The sequence below is a fragment of the Paraglaciecola sp. L3A3 genome, from assembly GCF_009796765.1.
In the GTDB taxonomy this organism is placed as follows: Bacteria; Pseudomonadota; Gammaproteobacteria; order Enterobacterales; family Alteromonadaceae; genus Paraglaciecola.
In genome coordinates this window covers 992,569-1,006,434 of record NZ_CP047023.1, presented here as the reverse complement: position 1 = coordinate 1,006,434, position 13,866 = coordinate 992,569, and the positions used below count along the sequence as shown (strand labels likewise).

The 13,866-nt window shown below is 37.1% G+C and carries 13 protein-coding genes; 7 read left to right on the top strand and 6 right to left on the bottom strand.

Features of this window, described 5'->3' with window-relative positions; translation table 11 throughout:
• Positions 1-4: 4 nt before the first annotated feature.
• From GQR87_RS04260 to lgt, 4 genes are all read left to right on the top strand, one after another.
• On the top strand, positions 5-658 hold the full coding sequence (locus tag GQR87_RS04260) for a dUTP diphosphatase (RefSeq protein WP_158966878.1): 654 nt from the start codon (positions 5-7) through the stop codon (positions 656-658).
• A 186-nt stretch (positions 659-844) separates the two neighbouring features.
• Complete coding sequence (locus GQR87_RS04255) at positions 845-2,467, top strand: response regulator (RefSeq protein ID WP_158966876.1); 1,623 nt, start codon at positions 845-847, stop codon at positions 2,465-2,467.
• A gap of 23 nt (positions 2,468-2,490) precedes the next feature.
• A complete protein-coding gene (locus GQR87_RS04250) occupies positions 2,491-2,709 on the top strand; it encodes a hypothetical protein (protein WP_158966874.1) in 219 nt (72 codons plus the stop codon).
• Positions 2,710-2,803: 94 nt separating this feature from the next.
• Positions 2,804-3,592, top strand: a complete 789-nt coding sequence (gene lgt, locus GQR87_RS04245; RefSeq protein WP_158966872.1) for a prolipoprotein diacylglyceryl transferase — start codon at positions 2,804-2,806, stop codon at positions 3,590-3,592.
• 81 nt (positions 3,593-3,673) lie between these two features.
• On the opposite strand, the gene GQR87_RS04240 is transcribed toward lgt, so the two are convergent.
• Together GQR87_RS04240 and GQR87_RS04235 are read right to left on the bottom strand one after the other, a co-directional pair.
• Entirely contained in the window at positions 3,674-4,087 is a 414-nt protein-coding gene (locus GQR87_RS04240; protein ID WP_158966870.1) for a hypothetical protein, read from the bottom strand.
• 101 nt (positions 4,088-4,188) lie between these two features.
• Positions 4,189-5,130, bottom strand: coding sequence for a GlxA family transcriptional regulator (locus tag GQR87_RS04235; RefSeq protein ID WP_158966868.1), 942 nt, complete (start codon positions 5,128-5,130; stop codon positions 4,189-4,191).
• 207 nt (positions 5,131-5,337) lie between these two features.
• On the opposite strand from GQR87_RS04235, the gene glgC reads away from it, so the two are divergent.
• Both glgC and GQR87_RS04225 read left to right on the top strand, forming a co-directional pair.
• On the top strand, positions 5,338-6,597 hold the full coding sequence (glgC, locus tag GQR87_RS04230) for a glucose-1-phosphate adenylyltransferase (RefSeq protein ID WP_158966866.1): 1,260 nt from the start codon (positions 5,338-5,340) through the stop codon (positions 6,595-6,597).
• A gap of 462 nt (positions 6,598-7,059) precedes the next feature.
• The gene (locus GQR87_RS04225) at positions 7,060-7,869 is read left to right on the top strand and encodes a thioesterase family protein (protein WP_158966864.1); all 810 of its coding nucleotides are present in this window, start codon (positions 7,060-7,062) and stop codon (positions 7,867-7,869) included.
• 77 nt (positions 7,870-7,946) lie between these two features.
• Here the strand turns inward: GQR87_RS04225 and GQR87_RS04220 are convergent, their stop codons facing one another.
• A complete protein-coding gene (locus GQR87_RS04220) occupies positions 7,947-8,792 on the bottom strand; it encodes an HDOD domain-containing protein (RefSeq protein WP_158966862.1) in 846 nt (281 codons plus the stop codon).
• A 593-nt stretch (positions 8,793-9,385) separates the two neighbouring features.
• On the opposite strand from GQR87_RS04220, the gene GQR87_RS04215 reads away from it, so the two are divergent.
• A complete protein-coding gene (locus GQR87_RS04215) occupies positions 9,386-11,281 on the top strand; it encodes a PQQ-binding-like beta-propeller repeat protein (RefSeq protein ID WP_158966860.1) in 1,896 nt (631 codons plus the stop codon).
• Positions 11,282-11,371: 90 nt separating this feature from the next.
• Here GQR87_RS04215 and GQR87_RS04210 read toward each other — a convergent pair whose 3' ends face one another.
• Genes GQR87_RS04210 through GQR87_RS04200 form a run of 3 tightly spaced genes read right to left on the bottom strand, consistent with a single transcriptional unit; the run spans position 11,372 to position 13,707 of the window.
• On the bottom strand, positions 11,372-11,608 hold the full coding sequence (locus GQR87_RS04210) for a DUF1059 domain-containing protein (protein WP_158966858.1): 237 nt from the start codon (positions 11,606-11,608) through the stop codon (positions 11,372-11,374).
• Between the two features lie 21 nt (positions 11,609-11,629).
• Positions 11,630-12,064: a hypothetical protein gene (locus tag GQR87_RS04205; protein WP_158966856.1), complete on the bottom strand. Its 435-nt coding sequence runs from the start codon at positions 12,062-12,064 to the stop codon at positions 11,630-11,632.
• Positions 12,064-13,707, bottom strand: a complete 1,644-nt coding sequence (locus tag GQR87_RS04200) for a cation:proton antiporter (RefSeq protein ID WP_158966854.1) — start codon at positions 13,705-13,707, stop codon at positions 12,064-12,066. The genes GQR87_RS04205 and GQR87_RS04200 overlap by 1 nt, the downstream gene beginning before the upstream one ends.
• Between the last annotated feature and the right edge of the window lie 159 nt (positions 13,708-13,866).

The following is a 13,866-nucleotide window of genomic DNA, read 5'->3' as shown; positions in this document are numbered from 1 at the left end:
CTCTATGTTAACTTCGCTGCAACTTTCAACAATGTTAAACCTACAAGATGGTATGAACAAAAAGGTCAACCCTGAGTGGCTAAATGCAGGTTACGCTTATTTGCGCGCAGCCATGATTGAATCGGTTGAAGGGATTGAACATCACGGTTGGAAATGGTGGAAAGCACAGCAAAAGGACTTACCTCAATTACAAATGGAATTGGTTGATATATGGCACTTTGCCTTATCCGAGATCATCATTGGTTTTAAGGGAGATGTACAAGAATCGGCTAAAACCATAGCCCAAGAGTTAGCATCTGGCCGTAATCAAGTGACATTTGATGGTAAAGATTATCATTTCAGCCAATTAGGTATTCTCGACAACTTACAATTAATGGCCGGCTTGTGTGCGGCAAAACGTTTTGATGTACCTTTGTTTATCCAAATAGTTGAACAAGCTGAAATGAATTCTGACGAACTATACCGTCAGTACGTTGGCAAAAACATCTTGAATTTCTTCCGTCAGGATCACGGATATAAAGATGGTAGTTACATCAAAGTATGGAACGGTCGTGAAGATAATGAACACTTAGTTGATGTCTTAAATAGTTTAGACATCAACCTAACAAATTACAGTGACCAAGTTTATGCTGGACTAAAACAAGCTTATCCAAGCTAAGTTTTTAGCAATATTGCCGACAATAACTGGTAATTCGCGACTGACTCACTAGTCGCGATAAAATCCAATAAACTTCAGGCGGTAGCTAACATAATCAGTTAATTTACCTTTTTCTGCCAATTCAGCTTATTATTTTCTGTTCAAATACGATAACCTCTAGAGAGATCAGGGGGAAAATATCACGTAATGAATTCGCAACTCGCTAAAAAGACTAAAGTACTGATAGTTGATGACCAAGCTTTAGCTAAGGGATATATGAAATATTCCTTAGAGGAGTTAGGGTTTAGCGACATTACTTACGTAGATAAAATAAACTTGGCGTTAACAGCGATCAGGAACAAACGTTATGACCTAATCATTTGTTCATATAACCTGAAACGAGAACAAGACGGTTATTATTTTTACGACGAAATTAAGACCAATGGTGAATTACCTCTAAGTACTGCTTTTGTGTTTATTAGTGCCGATACCAACTCTGATTTAGTACAAAGTATCATTGAATTGCAACCAGATGACTTTCTCGCTAAACCTTTTACAGTAAAAGACTTAGATCGAAGATTAGGCCGAGTATTAGCACGAAAAGCAGCACTACATGACATATATTTAGCTATCGAAGTTAATCAATATGAAAAGGCCCTATCACAAGTTGAACTTTTTTTAGCAACGCCTAAAAATGCAGAGTTTTTTCCCATAGCATTAAAAATTAAAGGCGAAATGTTGACAGCCTCAGGTCAATTTCAACAAGCCAAAGAGTTTTATTTAGCCGTATTAAAAGTACAAACGTTTACTTGGGCACAACTAGGGCTAGTCAATAGCTATCTTAGATTGGACGAAGACGAATCAGCAGAAAAGTTAGTCTTACGTTTAGCCTTTAAGCCCACCTCGCAGCTTGCTGCCTACGATTTATTAACCGCCTTACAAATAAAACAAAATGACTTTGACACCGCATTAGAATGTGTATTGATGGCCACTGAAATTTCCCCTAGAAGTATTCGCCGTCATAAAACTGCTATGGATTTATCTCGCATCACTCATGACTACGAAACTCAATTCGATGCAGCTAAGAAAATAGTGCGATTTGCCAAAAACTCGATCCATGACAAACCTGAAAACTATCTAAATGTAGCTCGCTCAGGCATAGACTATGCGATGACCACAGATGCAGACGATACAGATCGTTTAATCAGACAAGCAAAAGAATATGTTAGACAACTGAAACAAGCTTTCCCAAAAGCGGAAATGGACGAACAATTACAAGTCATTAATGCTCGGATCTATTATTTAAATGATGAAAAAGACAACGCTTTATCCTTGTTAGAACAGTTAAACGAAGACAATTGGGATAATGACAGTGTTGACTCATTGTTAGATAAAGCCAAGATATTTCATGATTTAGGACTACATGAGCGTTCGCAAAGCGTATTAGAACAAATTGAAAATAGATGTAAATCTGGGACTGAACAAGGTGAAATATTTTTGCACTATATTCACCAAGAGAAAGAAGAAAAAAGTAATATCAAACAGAGCTCCAAAGAACTCAACAATAACGCAGTAAACTATTACCAAAAAGGTGATTTAGACAACGCGCTAGAAACCTTTACCCAAGCCTTTACTTTAATGCCAAAAAGTACTTCAATATCCCTCAACTTATTACAAGTGATTGCATTAAAAGCCAGTAAATTAGGCTTAAACAGCACGTCTTCCATGTTACTAAGAAAGTGTATAAAAAACATTGAAAACAATAAGTTAACTGAAGAACAACAAGAAAGGTATCACAAAATACGTTTAACTTTAGACGAAGCTCGCTAATACACTTTAAAAGAGGCAACCGCTTGACTAAAAGCAACAATCCTAAAAAACTCATTCCTGCCAATGTGCGAGTAATGATAGCGTTAGTGAGTAGCCCAACGTTAATGGTCATAGGCATGTTATTTTATACTCTGTTCACTGACGGCTGGCAAAGTGTATCTATTCCTATGCTTATTTTCTCAGCCATTGGCGCGCTCTGTTATTACATGGTGATAACTGGCAAACTGCCTAAACGAGGTTAATTTTTACAATTTTTCTCTACTCGTCAACTATCTATCAGTTACACTATCCCCATAATTTATATACACATTCATTTAAAAGGTTAAATCAAATTCAATGGAATATTTTACGTGGAATGTTGATCCAGTATTAATCTCACTTTTAGGCTTAAAAATTCACTGGTACGGTGCTTTATTTGCTACTGCGATATTATCTGGTTTGCAAGTAATGAAATGGATATTTAAACAAGAAAAAGCCAACCTGGAATTATTGGATTCTTTATTAGTATATTGTGTCATAGGGATAATTTTAGGCGCTAGATTAGGCCATTGTATTTTTTATGACCCAGCATATTATTTTAGCAACCCACTTAAGATTATTGCTATTTGGGAGGGCGGTTTAGCTAGTCATGGCGGCGGATTAGGAGTCATTCTAGCGGTTTACTTATTTCAGAGAAAATACAAAATTAGCTACTTATGGTTATTAGACCGTTTAGCCATAGCCACAGCCTTGTTTGGTTTTTTTGTACGCTCAGCTAATTTTATGAACTCAGAAATTATTGGTATCCAAACAAATGTTAAATGGGCTGTTATATTCGAAAGAATCGATTCGTTGCCTAGACATCCAGCTCAACTATACGAAGCCTTATCCTATCTCACTATTTTTGCGGTACTTATCGGCCTATATCGACTGACTAACATCAAACAGTATTCTGGGGCATTACTGGGTAGTTTTTTAAGTTTAGTATTCACTGCTAGATTCTTAATTGAATTTGTTAAAGTTAAACAAGCGGCTTATAACAGTGATGTTTGGCTCAATACAGGGCAAGCTTTAAGTATTCCATTCTTTTTAATGGGGCTTTATCTAATTTTTGCATCTTTGTACAAAAAGAAACATAGCGCTTAGAAAAATAAAAATTAAACCTGTGTTAGCTAATATCCATTAGTGATGTCTGCCAAGCTAAGCTGGAATGACAACAAAATGGTATTAGCTAATTTGTGCTGCAGAAATTTTTTGTACCAACCACCAACTAGCCTCTGCTTCCTCTGAAAAGAATCGATAATCACAGCCAGCTTTTTCATAGATATCACTAAGGTGTCGTTTAGCAAATGCCGGAGAGTTTGAATGGTCAACTATAATAGCTGTGGCAACACGTCCTGTTTTTCGTTCTTTTTTAATTGACTGCACAAGATGTTCTGCTGCGTCAGGCACATAAATAGGATCGCCATGCAACACCACCAAAACAGCCCAAGGTTCTCCTGATAAACAGTTAATCAATGGGTTAAAGGTATTCCCAGCTTCTTTTACCGCTTCTAAATTCCAAGGGCCTGAACCTTCAACATATAAAATTCTATCTTTTATATGTAGCTCTACACTTCCATGCCCAATAAATAGTCCCATAAAAAATTAAATATCCCATTAAAAAATTAAACTGAATTAAGAAGTACAGGGTGACAAAGTAATAAACCCAACCAATAAATAATTCAAGAAGATTTATTTGATTATTTATTAATACTAAATTGAGCTTGATACCGACTCGGCGCTACACCTACATATTTATTAAAATTAAACCTGAAAGTAATACCGTTATCATAACCAATTTTTTGCGCTAATTGCTCTACAGTTAAATTTTCAGTCTCTAACAATTGTTTAGCTAGGTTTACTCTTTGCTGATTTAACCAGGCCTTAGGACTGATGCCTAAAGCCTTTTTAAAATGTCTGTCAAAACTGCGCCTAGACATATTTGCCTGAGAGGCTAAGGTATCAACAGTAAGTGGTTTATTAATATTTTCTATAGCCCAATCTAGAGTTTCACTGAATGCGCCGTTTTGTTTAACTAAAGGGGTTTCAATATATTGTGACTGACCGCCACTTCGGTGAGGAGAGATAACCAGTCTTCGAGCCACTTGATTCGCAATTTTATGACCAAAATCTTGACGTACAATTTCAATGCCTAAATCTAAGCCGGCGGCACTGCCCGCAGAACAACTAATATTACTATCTTGGGTATACAGTACATCATCCACAAATTCGACTTTAGGGAATCTTAATTTAAATATTTCAGCATAACGCCAATGAGTTGTCGCTCGCTTATTCTGCAACAACCCTAACTGGGCCAATAAAAATGACCCGGAACAAAAACTAATAATACGTTTTCCGGATTCTGCAAAATGACTGATTTTTTCTGCCATATCTAATCGAACATGATTATTATTAATATCCCAACTGGGAATAATTAGCATATCGTATTGCTGCAGATCATCGGTACATTTAGCGTAAAGAGAAACTCCACCTGTTGCTTTTATTGGTTGTGAGTCAAAAGATATCACTTCAGTCTGATACCAATCAGTATATTCGGGGCGAGGTAAAGCAAAAATTTCAATCGCACAGGATAATTCAAAAATGGCGATATTGTTATAAGCTAAAATTGCAACGTTATACACTCGAACCAGCCTCCGCAAAACTATTAATTATTCACCAAGTTAGCGCTGAACACCAGCAGTAAATTTTGAATTAAAATAAACCAGTCTTAACACTAATCTGTCAATTGTATTAAGTTCATCGTCGTGTAAACTCATAGATGTAAACGCTTATAAGAGTTATTAAAATAAAATAAAAATTTGGCACTTAACTTGAAGGAGTACGGATTTATGGCAAAGCAACCATCTCGCTATATCAGTAATTTAACGCGCGACACTTACGCACTTATTTTAGCTGGCGGCAGAGGGTCACGACTCTATGAATTAACAAATTGGCGAGCAAAACCAGCATTATATTTTGGTGGTAAGTTTCGCATTATCGATTTCCCACTTTCCAACTGTATCAACTCAGGTATTCGAAATGTAGGGGTTGTCACTCAATACAAATCCCATTCGTTAATACGTCACCTCGTTAGAGGCTGGGGACATTTCAAAAAAGAACTAGGAGAATCAGTAGAAATATTACCCGCATCACAAAGATTTTCTGATAATTGGTATGAAGGAACTGCCGACGCAGTATTTCAAAATATCGATATCATCCGTGATGAGTTACCAAAGTTTGTAATGGTTTTGTCAGGTGATCATATTTATCGTATGGACTACGGTAACCTGATTGCTAAGCACGCAGAATCAGGTGCTAAAATGACAGTTTGCTGTATTCCCGTTCCATTAGAAGAAGCCGCTGGCCAGTTTGGTGTGATGTCTGTAGATGAAAACTATAAAATTATTGGCTTTGAAGAAAAGCCTGAACATCCAACACCTTTACCCAATGATCCAGAAAAATGTTTAGCCTCTATGGGCAATTATGTTTTCGATACCGAGTTTTTGTTTGAACAGCTCAAACGTGATGCAGAAAAGTCTGGTTCAGAAAGAGATTTTGGTAAAGATATTATTCCTTCAATTATTGCAGATGGTTCGGTCTACGCTTTTCAATTCGGTAGCGATGATGACGAAACCTATTGGCGTGATGTAGGTACTCTTGATTCGTTTTGGCAAGCCAATATGGAATTAGTCGCACCTGTACCAGCACTTAATTTGTATGACAAAAAATGGCCAATCTGGACATACCAAGAGCAACTACCACCAGCTAAATTTGTTTGGGAAGAAGATAACCGACGAGGAACAGCTATCAATTCAGTAGTATCTGGCGGCTGTATTATCTCAGGAGCGACACTCAGACGCAGTATCTGTTTTTCTAACGCCAGAGTGCATTCTTACAGTGAAATTGAAGACTCAGTATTACTGCCTGATGTTGAAATAGAAAGAAACTGTAGAATACGTAAAGCCATTATCGACCGAGGTTGTATAGTTCCTGAAGGAACAGTTATCGGCCATAGTAAAGAAGATGACTTAGCTCGAGGTTTTAGAGTCACAGACAAAGGTGTTGTTCTCGTAACGAGAGAAATGTTAGGACTGAAAGTAGGTTATTAATACACTACTTTGTAGCAAATAAAGACCGCTTAACTAGCGGTTTTTTTATATGTAAAATTCAGGTTTAATAGCACTCTAGCTAAATTAACCTGAGTTCTGGATAAGAAGTATCGTCCAATCTTAATTTATCATTACAATTCAATAACTTAATAATATCCATCCAATTCACCTCACATGGTTGCTTACTCGGTGACGAAATTTTTCGTGGATAGCAAGGCGGATTGTCGTACGTAATAACGTGTTATTGCTAGACTCTCCTCCAACGCGGCTAGGCAGCCCAACGCCGCAAGGCACAAAAAGAGCGTTATCGAGAGGTTCGGCTTATCCAGTATTCAGGTTAAATTAGTAGTCACTCAGAATTATTTAGCTAGATTGGTATAAGTATAACAACAACTTTTCACAGACTAGACATCAGACCAGTTAGGAGGTATAAATACATAAAGTCTCAACTCAGGATAGCAAATGCATATCGATCAACTTTTACACTCAATTGATACTCAAATGAATGACAACCAGCTGACAGCTAAACTATCAGTATCTGAGTCTTGGTCTCAAGGTCGTACCCTATTCGGCGGCTTATCCGCGGCATTAACCTATCATGCGATGAAACATGCAATAACAAAAGAGCAGTTACTTAGAAGCCTAAATACTAATTTTATTGGTCCAATCAAGCTGGGTGAAGAATTTGAAATCACAATTGAAGTATTACGGCGTGGCAAAAACGTTACTCAAATATTAGGCAGAATAAACCAAGACGGCAAAGCAGTATTATCATCTTTAGCCTGTTTTGGGACAGCAAGACGATCTAAAATAGAGATAAAAAATAATTTACAGCATTGTATGCCGCCGCCAAAAAAAGCTAACTTTTTACCTCAAATACCTAAAGTAACGCCTAAATATTTGGCTCAATTTCAGTTAGCAAAAACTAAAGGCGGTTGGCCATTTACTGGGAATAAAGAAGCCAGCGTGCAAGGTTGGATGCGCTTCGCCACGCCTCCTGAGGTCTTTAGCGATACACATTTAGTGGCTATTATTGATATATGGCCACCGACTATTTTACAAATGTTTAAGTTACCTAAAATGGCTAGCACTATGAGTTGGAATCTGGAATTTATTCATCCTCATTTGCCGATTGCTAATGACGACTGGTGTGCTTACCAAGCAACAACCAGACAAGCCTCTGATGGTTATGCCCATACCGAAGCGAATGTTTGGGACGCAAAAGGAGAGTTAATCGCTATAAGCAGACAAGTTGTTACTGTGTTTGGATAAAATTCGTTATAAAAAACCGTTATAGAGTGAGGATAAATAACGCGAGGGCCTGAGTTCCTCGCGCTAATAAGCAAAAACTAGAAAAGTGAAAAGGATGATGGGCTAAATAAAGCAAGGGCGCTCATTAATTGCAAGTTACTGAAATCCAGGGCATTGTCTACACTCTCTAATTCTAGACCCAAGCTTTCATACATGTCCGGAGTAATATCATCGTATTTAGAGTAATAGTCACCATACACATTATTCAGCGCCAAAATGTAACTTAACTGAATAATTTTTTGCTCTTTGGTTTCAGCAGGCCGCTCACTGACATGAATATGACTTATGATATCTGAAATATCCTGCGGTATTCCCCACTGTTTTAATAGTTCAGCTGATATGGCTGAATATGAAAAACCAAGATATTTTTTCTGCATAGCTAAAGGACGACATTTTTCATCCACTTCAGATCCTTTACGTGCCAGTTCTGGATTGAGTTGAACTAACACCAATTCCCCTAGATTATGTAACAAACCACAAACAAATAACTTCTCTGCCTCTTTAATACCGAGTTCTTCAGCAAAATATTTAGCTAATAAGGCGCAGTTAACACCCAACTCCCAAAACCTTTCCAAATCAACCACTGTGGTATCAATATCTTTAAAAGCCTGAGTAACACCATAGGCTAAAACTAAATCATAAACGGAACGAGTACCTATAACCTGAATAGCTTTTCTGACTGTTGTAATAGTACTAGGAAATTTATATAAGGCACTATTAGAAATTTTTAACACTTGAGACATGATCGCAGGATCATAATTAATGACATCAGCAATATCTTCCATCGAAGTTGCCTCATCATCGATTAACTGTTTTATTTTCATCACAGCTTCAGGAAGCACAAAAACATCATTAGCTATAACTGTATAATCTTCTACTTTCATTAATTAAATTCCCCATACTATTCCTTTAGACCTGAGTGTAATCGATGAATCAATTGAACGCATGGATAATTGTTAAAAAAAGGAATTATAATTACCTAATACTGGGAGATGTTGATCTTTGGTGTGTAAATTTACTCAACCTGAACACTTTTTAATCGCGGAGCTGGTTTGCTTCCGGCATCCTGCCCTACGCTAAAGCGAATAAAGAGTAAAAAGCGTATAGCAAGACCTACTTTCTTTAAAACATAAGAAGCAGAGTTTGTAAGGCATTTCTACTGCTTTATCACTCACTCAAGTAGAACAACTACATCACTCTCGTGCTTCATTGTATAAATACCGCACAATATGCTGCAAAAACATTCACCAAAGATCAACAGCCCCTAATTCAACACACCACAAAAACCATTCAAAGCCGAATACACTGGGACCTAAAGATAAACTAATCCAAGACTTCATTATCCTTAAACAACTGAGGACCAAGCTTACCGCAATGATGTTATACCCAACGACATTTATTAACAAATTGTAAATTAATTTGAAACATTTTGTGTTTTAGTGACAATAACTAGCAATACTTAGACACTCGAGTCCACATGAAATATAACTCTCGCACATTATCCCCTTTATTACTCATATCTTTTCTGAATTTTTTTAGTATCAATGTGGCAGCTCAAACTATCAATATTCAAGAGCAGTGGCCTATGTTTGGTGGGCCTAATGGCAATGGCCAAGTCACCACTCATAATCAACTAAAGAATGAATGGTCTGTACGCACTGGCAAAAATATTAAGTGGCAAGTTGAGCTTCCTGCAGGAGGGCAAAGTGGTATTACGGTTTGGCAAGACCAAGTATTTTTTACTATTAATCGGCCCCTTGACACACCCGCTCTAAATAAGCTCGAAGCACAACATCAAACAGCTAAATTGGCATACGAAACTGAATACACAGCCACAATCACTGATTTAAAACAGAAGAATGATAAAAAGCTAAATGAACTCAATTTGTTAGTAAATAAAACGGCGAATGAATGGAATAAGCTTATAAAAGAAAGACAAGTCCAAAAACTAGCCGAACTGAATTATAGGGCCAAGTTAAAAAATCCCCAGTGGTTAGCGCTGACTAAAAACAAAACGGACAAACTAAACTATATATTCAGTCAAAATAAAACACTAATGACTATGTATGAAAGCTTAACTCAAGCAGAAAATAGCTTGCAACAAAAGGGGATGGGTAGTGACATAATTTTGTACAGTCTCAATGCAATTACAGGCACAGTTCAGTGGCAGAGGACAGTCAAAGGAACAGTAGAGGCAATGTACAATTACACTTTTAGTGATGCAACCTCTCCTTCTCCAGCAACGGATGGTAAACATGTTTGGGTAGTCAATTCAGCTGGCGGTATGGCGGCATTTACTATGCAAGGAAAACCCATCTGGTCACGTACTTTCGAACCATCAAAAGATGCACCTTTTAATAAACAGTACGACACAATTTTATATCGCAAGATGATTTTTAACGTTGAACCTAAAGCACAAGATGACAATAGCCGCATTGATAACTGGAACTATTTACATGCCTTTGATGTAAAAACAGGTAAACGCTTATGGGTAAGTGAAGACGCACTAACTCATTATAGTACGCCGGTTTTCTCATACACAAAGGAAGGGATACCAGCCATTATGATCGGTCGTGGTGGGCCTCACGATGTGCCAGAAAAACCTGAAGGCTTGAGTCTAGTGGATCTTCGTCCTGCTACAGCAGGCAAGTCATTATGGCAATGGCAAGCACCTCATTCAACTAAACCTTTTGGTGGCACCGAGATACAAAATTGGAATACAAACACAGCTTTTTGGCAACAGGGTTTTGATTTTAAGACCTTCGAAATTTATCAACTAGACAGCTCTAGCGGTAAATTTAAAACTAAACAGAATTTACACGAACTCAGCCGTTACCAGTTTGATTTAAATTTACAAGATTATGTCTTACAACAAAATCCTAACTTACAAGGTCACTGGGATCGCCAACCCTACACCCAAGTTGTACTTAATAATAAACTTTATTATATGGTGAGGTACCAGCCCTATATTGCAATGCATGATCTAATAACAGGAGAAAATACCTTGTTAGAAATTCCAACAGAGGTAAAGCGAGAGAAAGGCAAAACTGAGCAATATGTATGGAAAACAATGCAGACCACAGATCAACTAAATTCACGGGGGCAACGTCATAATCCAGAACCTAGAGCACAGGGTGACGGTACGCAAAAGTCCTTTTTAGGATCCCCAATAGTCGTGAACAACAAGATATTTTTTACCAATGCCCACGGCTTAACTTATGTGATTGATGCCAACGTACCTTTTGATCCTAATGCGTTAATTGCGGTTAATGACATAGGCCAAGCTGGTGAAACCGTTTCGTTAAATGCGATGGCATACTCTAATGGCAAATTATTTCACCGTAGTTTGAAATCAATTGTTTGTATTGAGTAAGGCGAATATTGTTTAACTGAACAACGAATAACCGCGGCTCAGAAGAGCCGCCGTTATAATCTAACTTCCAAAAGCTAATTAGTTAAAAGTTTAATCTTCAGGCAAGGCGTCAAACTCAGCCCGTTTTGCATCCATAAATTCTTGCATAGCTTGTGGGTTCATCATCAACATTTGAACTTTACCCATAGCTTCCATATGTTGTGCATCTTGTTGTTGAAACATTTGCATGCCATGCATTTTACTCTGAGTCACTAAATCTTCAAAAGAAGAAGCAGTAAAAGCTAAGTCACAAGCACCACCTAATTGTTTACAAGTCATTGTTTTCATTTTTAATTTCTCTTATTTATATCACTGGTATAATTTAATGGTACCAAATATATGCAACAACCCCATAACTAAACAAATACTTGAACTGATCAACCAAAAAGTCACAGAGTTTTGGCTAATCGCAGGATGAGAACTAATAAATGGTAAAACAAACCCAGCGGTAGCTCTGATTAAATAAACTATACTAATCATCACTAAAGCTATTTTAAGTAACGGCAGTTTTCCGATAATTCCCGCAGCAGATAATGCATACACACCAAAAACACCCAATAAAACGGCAATCCCTGCAGTAATAATAACGGGCTGTATACGGCCTTGTTCAGCCATTTTCGCCATAACTTCCCCAGCACCAAAAAAACGATACCAATTAGGGCCACCGATAATAATACCAATATGGGCTAAAGCCGCGCAAAAACTAGTTATGGCGCCTAACGTTAAGGCTAAGTTATCTTTCATTATTGACTCTGTAATTCGGAGCCTTTTGGCCCCATAGCCCTACGATGAGCTAAACTACTTTTAACCAATAACCTAGCGGTTTCTTGGTATGCATGTACAAAGTCTGTGATACCAATACCTTCTAATGCCTTTTTCTCGGCCAAACTGGATATTTTTACTATAACTTGTGCAGCGGAGTCATATTGTAATATCGCTTGGCATACAATCTTTTTACTCAACAAACTGTTCACTGTCACTATCACACTCGCCGCTTGCTCAATCTTCAATGATTCAAGTACGGGTCGCTTATCTAAGTGGCCAAAATATGCTTGAAACCCGCGCTCTCTTGCTAATAGGACATGCTGCAAATTATCAGAAATAATCACAAATTGAATGCCTTTTTCAGCTAACTCTTTGGCTACAAGGCGTCCAGCTATGGCAAATCCACATATAACAGTATGTTGACTGACATTTATTGGTGATATTTTATCTGACTCAAAAAATTCTTCTGCAAAGTAAGAAGCTAACTTATAAATGTTATTAACCATAAAGGGGGTGACGATCATGGACAACACAGTAACTAGGATCAAAAAACTGCCTAACTCATTAGAGACAAGATTTTCACTTAAGGCCAAAGAAAATATAGCAAAAGAAAACTCGCCAACTTGACATAAGGCAATGGCTGTTTTTACTGAATCACTTTTATTTGATTTACGGCGAATGAGTCCATAAATAATCACCGCCTTTAAAAGCATGGTTAAAGCCAATACAGCTAAGACCCAAAAGAACTCTTGATAAAAATAAACGAAATCAATTTTAGTGCCGATAGAAAAAAAGAATGCTCCGAGTAGAACATCTTTATAAGACGCAATATCCGATTCAACTTTTACATGGAAATTGGTTTCCGCAATGATCATTCCGGCGATAAATGCCCCTAAAGAGTAGGTAAAACCCATTTCGTGAGCTAATAAAGAAGCGCCTATTACGATGCTTAATACTGACCCTAAAAATAGTTCTTCTAACTTAGCATTGGTTGAAAAATGCAATAACCACTCAATAATTTTTTTACCAAGGGTAAACATAAAGACAATCACCAGAGTCGCTGAAATCAGCGTACTCAGTAACACATCCCCCATAGATAATTGGTCATTCGCTAAAAAGCTAATCAATAAAAGTACGGGTATCACTGCCAAGTCTTGGAATATCAAAATAGCCACAGACTTTTCTCCATAAGGAGTAATTACATCTTTCGATTTTTTCAGGTAGCTTAAAACAATAGCAGTGGAGGACAAACTAAAGGCTAAGGCTATTATCACAGAAGCGATTATATTTTGTGCAAACACATAATGTGCCACACAAAATATAACTAAGGCACTACCTATGACTTGAACTAAACCATTAAAAAACACCAGCTCTTTCATTTTTTTCAATTTAGCAAAAGATAGTTCTAAACCAATAGTAAACATCAAAAAAACAATACCAAATTCACCTATTAGATCTAACGAATGTAATTTGTCACTGCCATTAAAATTAAATAAATTACTGATGATAGTGCCGGTAATAATGTAACCAATAATGTGTGATACCGAGAATTTTTTCAAAATAATATTCAACACACTAGCAATTGCCAGTGAGATAAAAATAATCAATAAAATCGAATCCATGAAATAGCCTAAATAAAGTAAGTACCTGTTATTCTACCTAGGATTGACACCACACACATGGCTTAAATAACCATCTCTATACAATTATTAACAAGCTTATTGATAACTGTTATAAAAACACGTTAAATAAGACTCCCATCACTCATCTCTATTGGCTTT

Coding starts and splice junctions, on each gene's coding strand:
- glgC (WP_158966866.1), top strand. CDS start 5,338: ATGGCAAAGCAACCATCTCGCTATATCAGTAATTTAACGCGCGACACT.
- GQR87_RS04260 (WP_158966878.1), top strand. CDS start 5: ATGTTAACTTCGCTGCAACTTTCAACAATGTTAAACCTACAAGATGGT.
- lgt (WP_158966872.1), top strand. CDS start 2,804: ATGGAATATTTTACGTGGAATGTTGATCCAGTATTAATCTCACTTTTA.
- GQR87_RS04240 (WP_158966870.1), bottom strand. CDS start 4,087: ATGGGACTATTTATTGGGCATGGAAGTGTAGAGCTACATATAAAAGAT.
- GQR87_RS04255 (WP_158966876.1), top strand. CDS start 845: ATGAATTCGCAACTCGCTAAAAAGACTAAAGTACTGATAGTTGATGAC.
- GQR87_RS04205 (WP_158966856.1), bottom strand. CDS start 12,064: ATGAAAGATAACTTAGCCTTAACGTTAGGCGCCATAACTAGTTTTTGC.
- GQR87_RS04215 (WP_158966860.1), top strand. CDS start 9,386: ATGAAATATAACTCTCGCACATTATCCCCTTTATTACTCATATCTTTT.
- GQR87_RS04210 (WP_158966858.1), bottom strand. CDS start 11,608: ATGAAAACAATGACTTGTAAACAATTAGGTGGTGCTTGTGACTTAGCT.
- GQR87_RS04200 (WP_158966854.1), bottom strand. CDS start 13,707: ATGGATTCGATTTTATTGATTATTTTTATCTCACTGGCAATTGCTAGT.
- GQR87_RS04220 (WP_158966862.1), bottom strand. CDS start 8,792: ATGAAAGTAGAAGATTATACAGTTATAGCTAATGATGTTTTTGTGCTT.
- GQR87_RS04225 (WP_158966864.1), top strand. CDS start 7,060: ATGCATATCGATCAACTTTTACACTCAATTGATACTCAAATGAATGAC.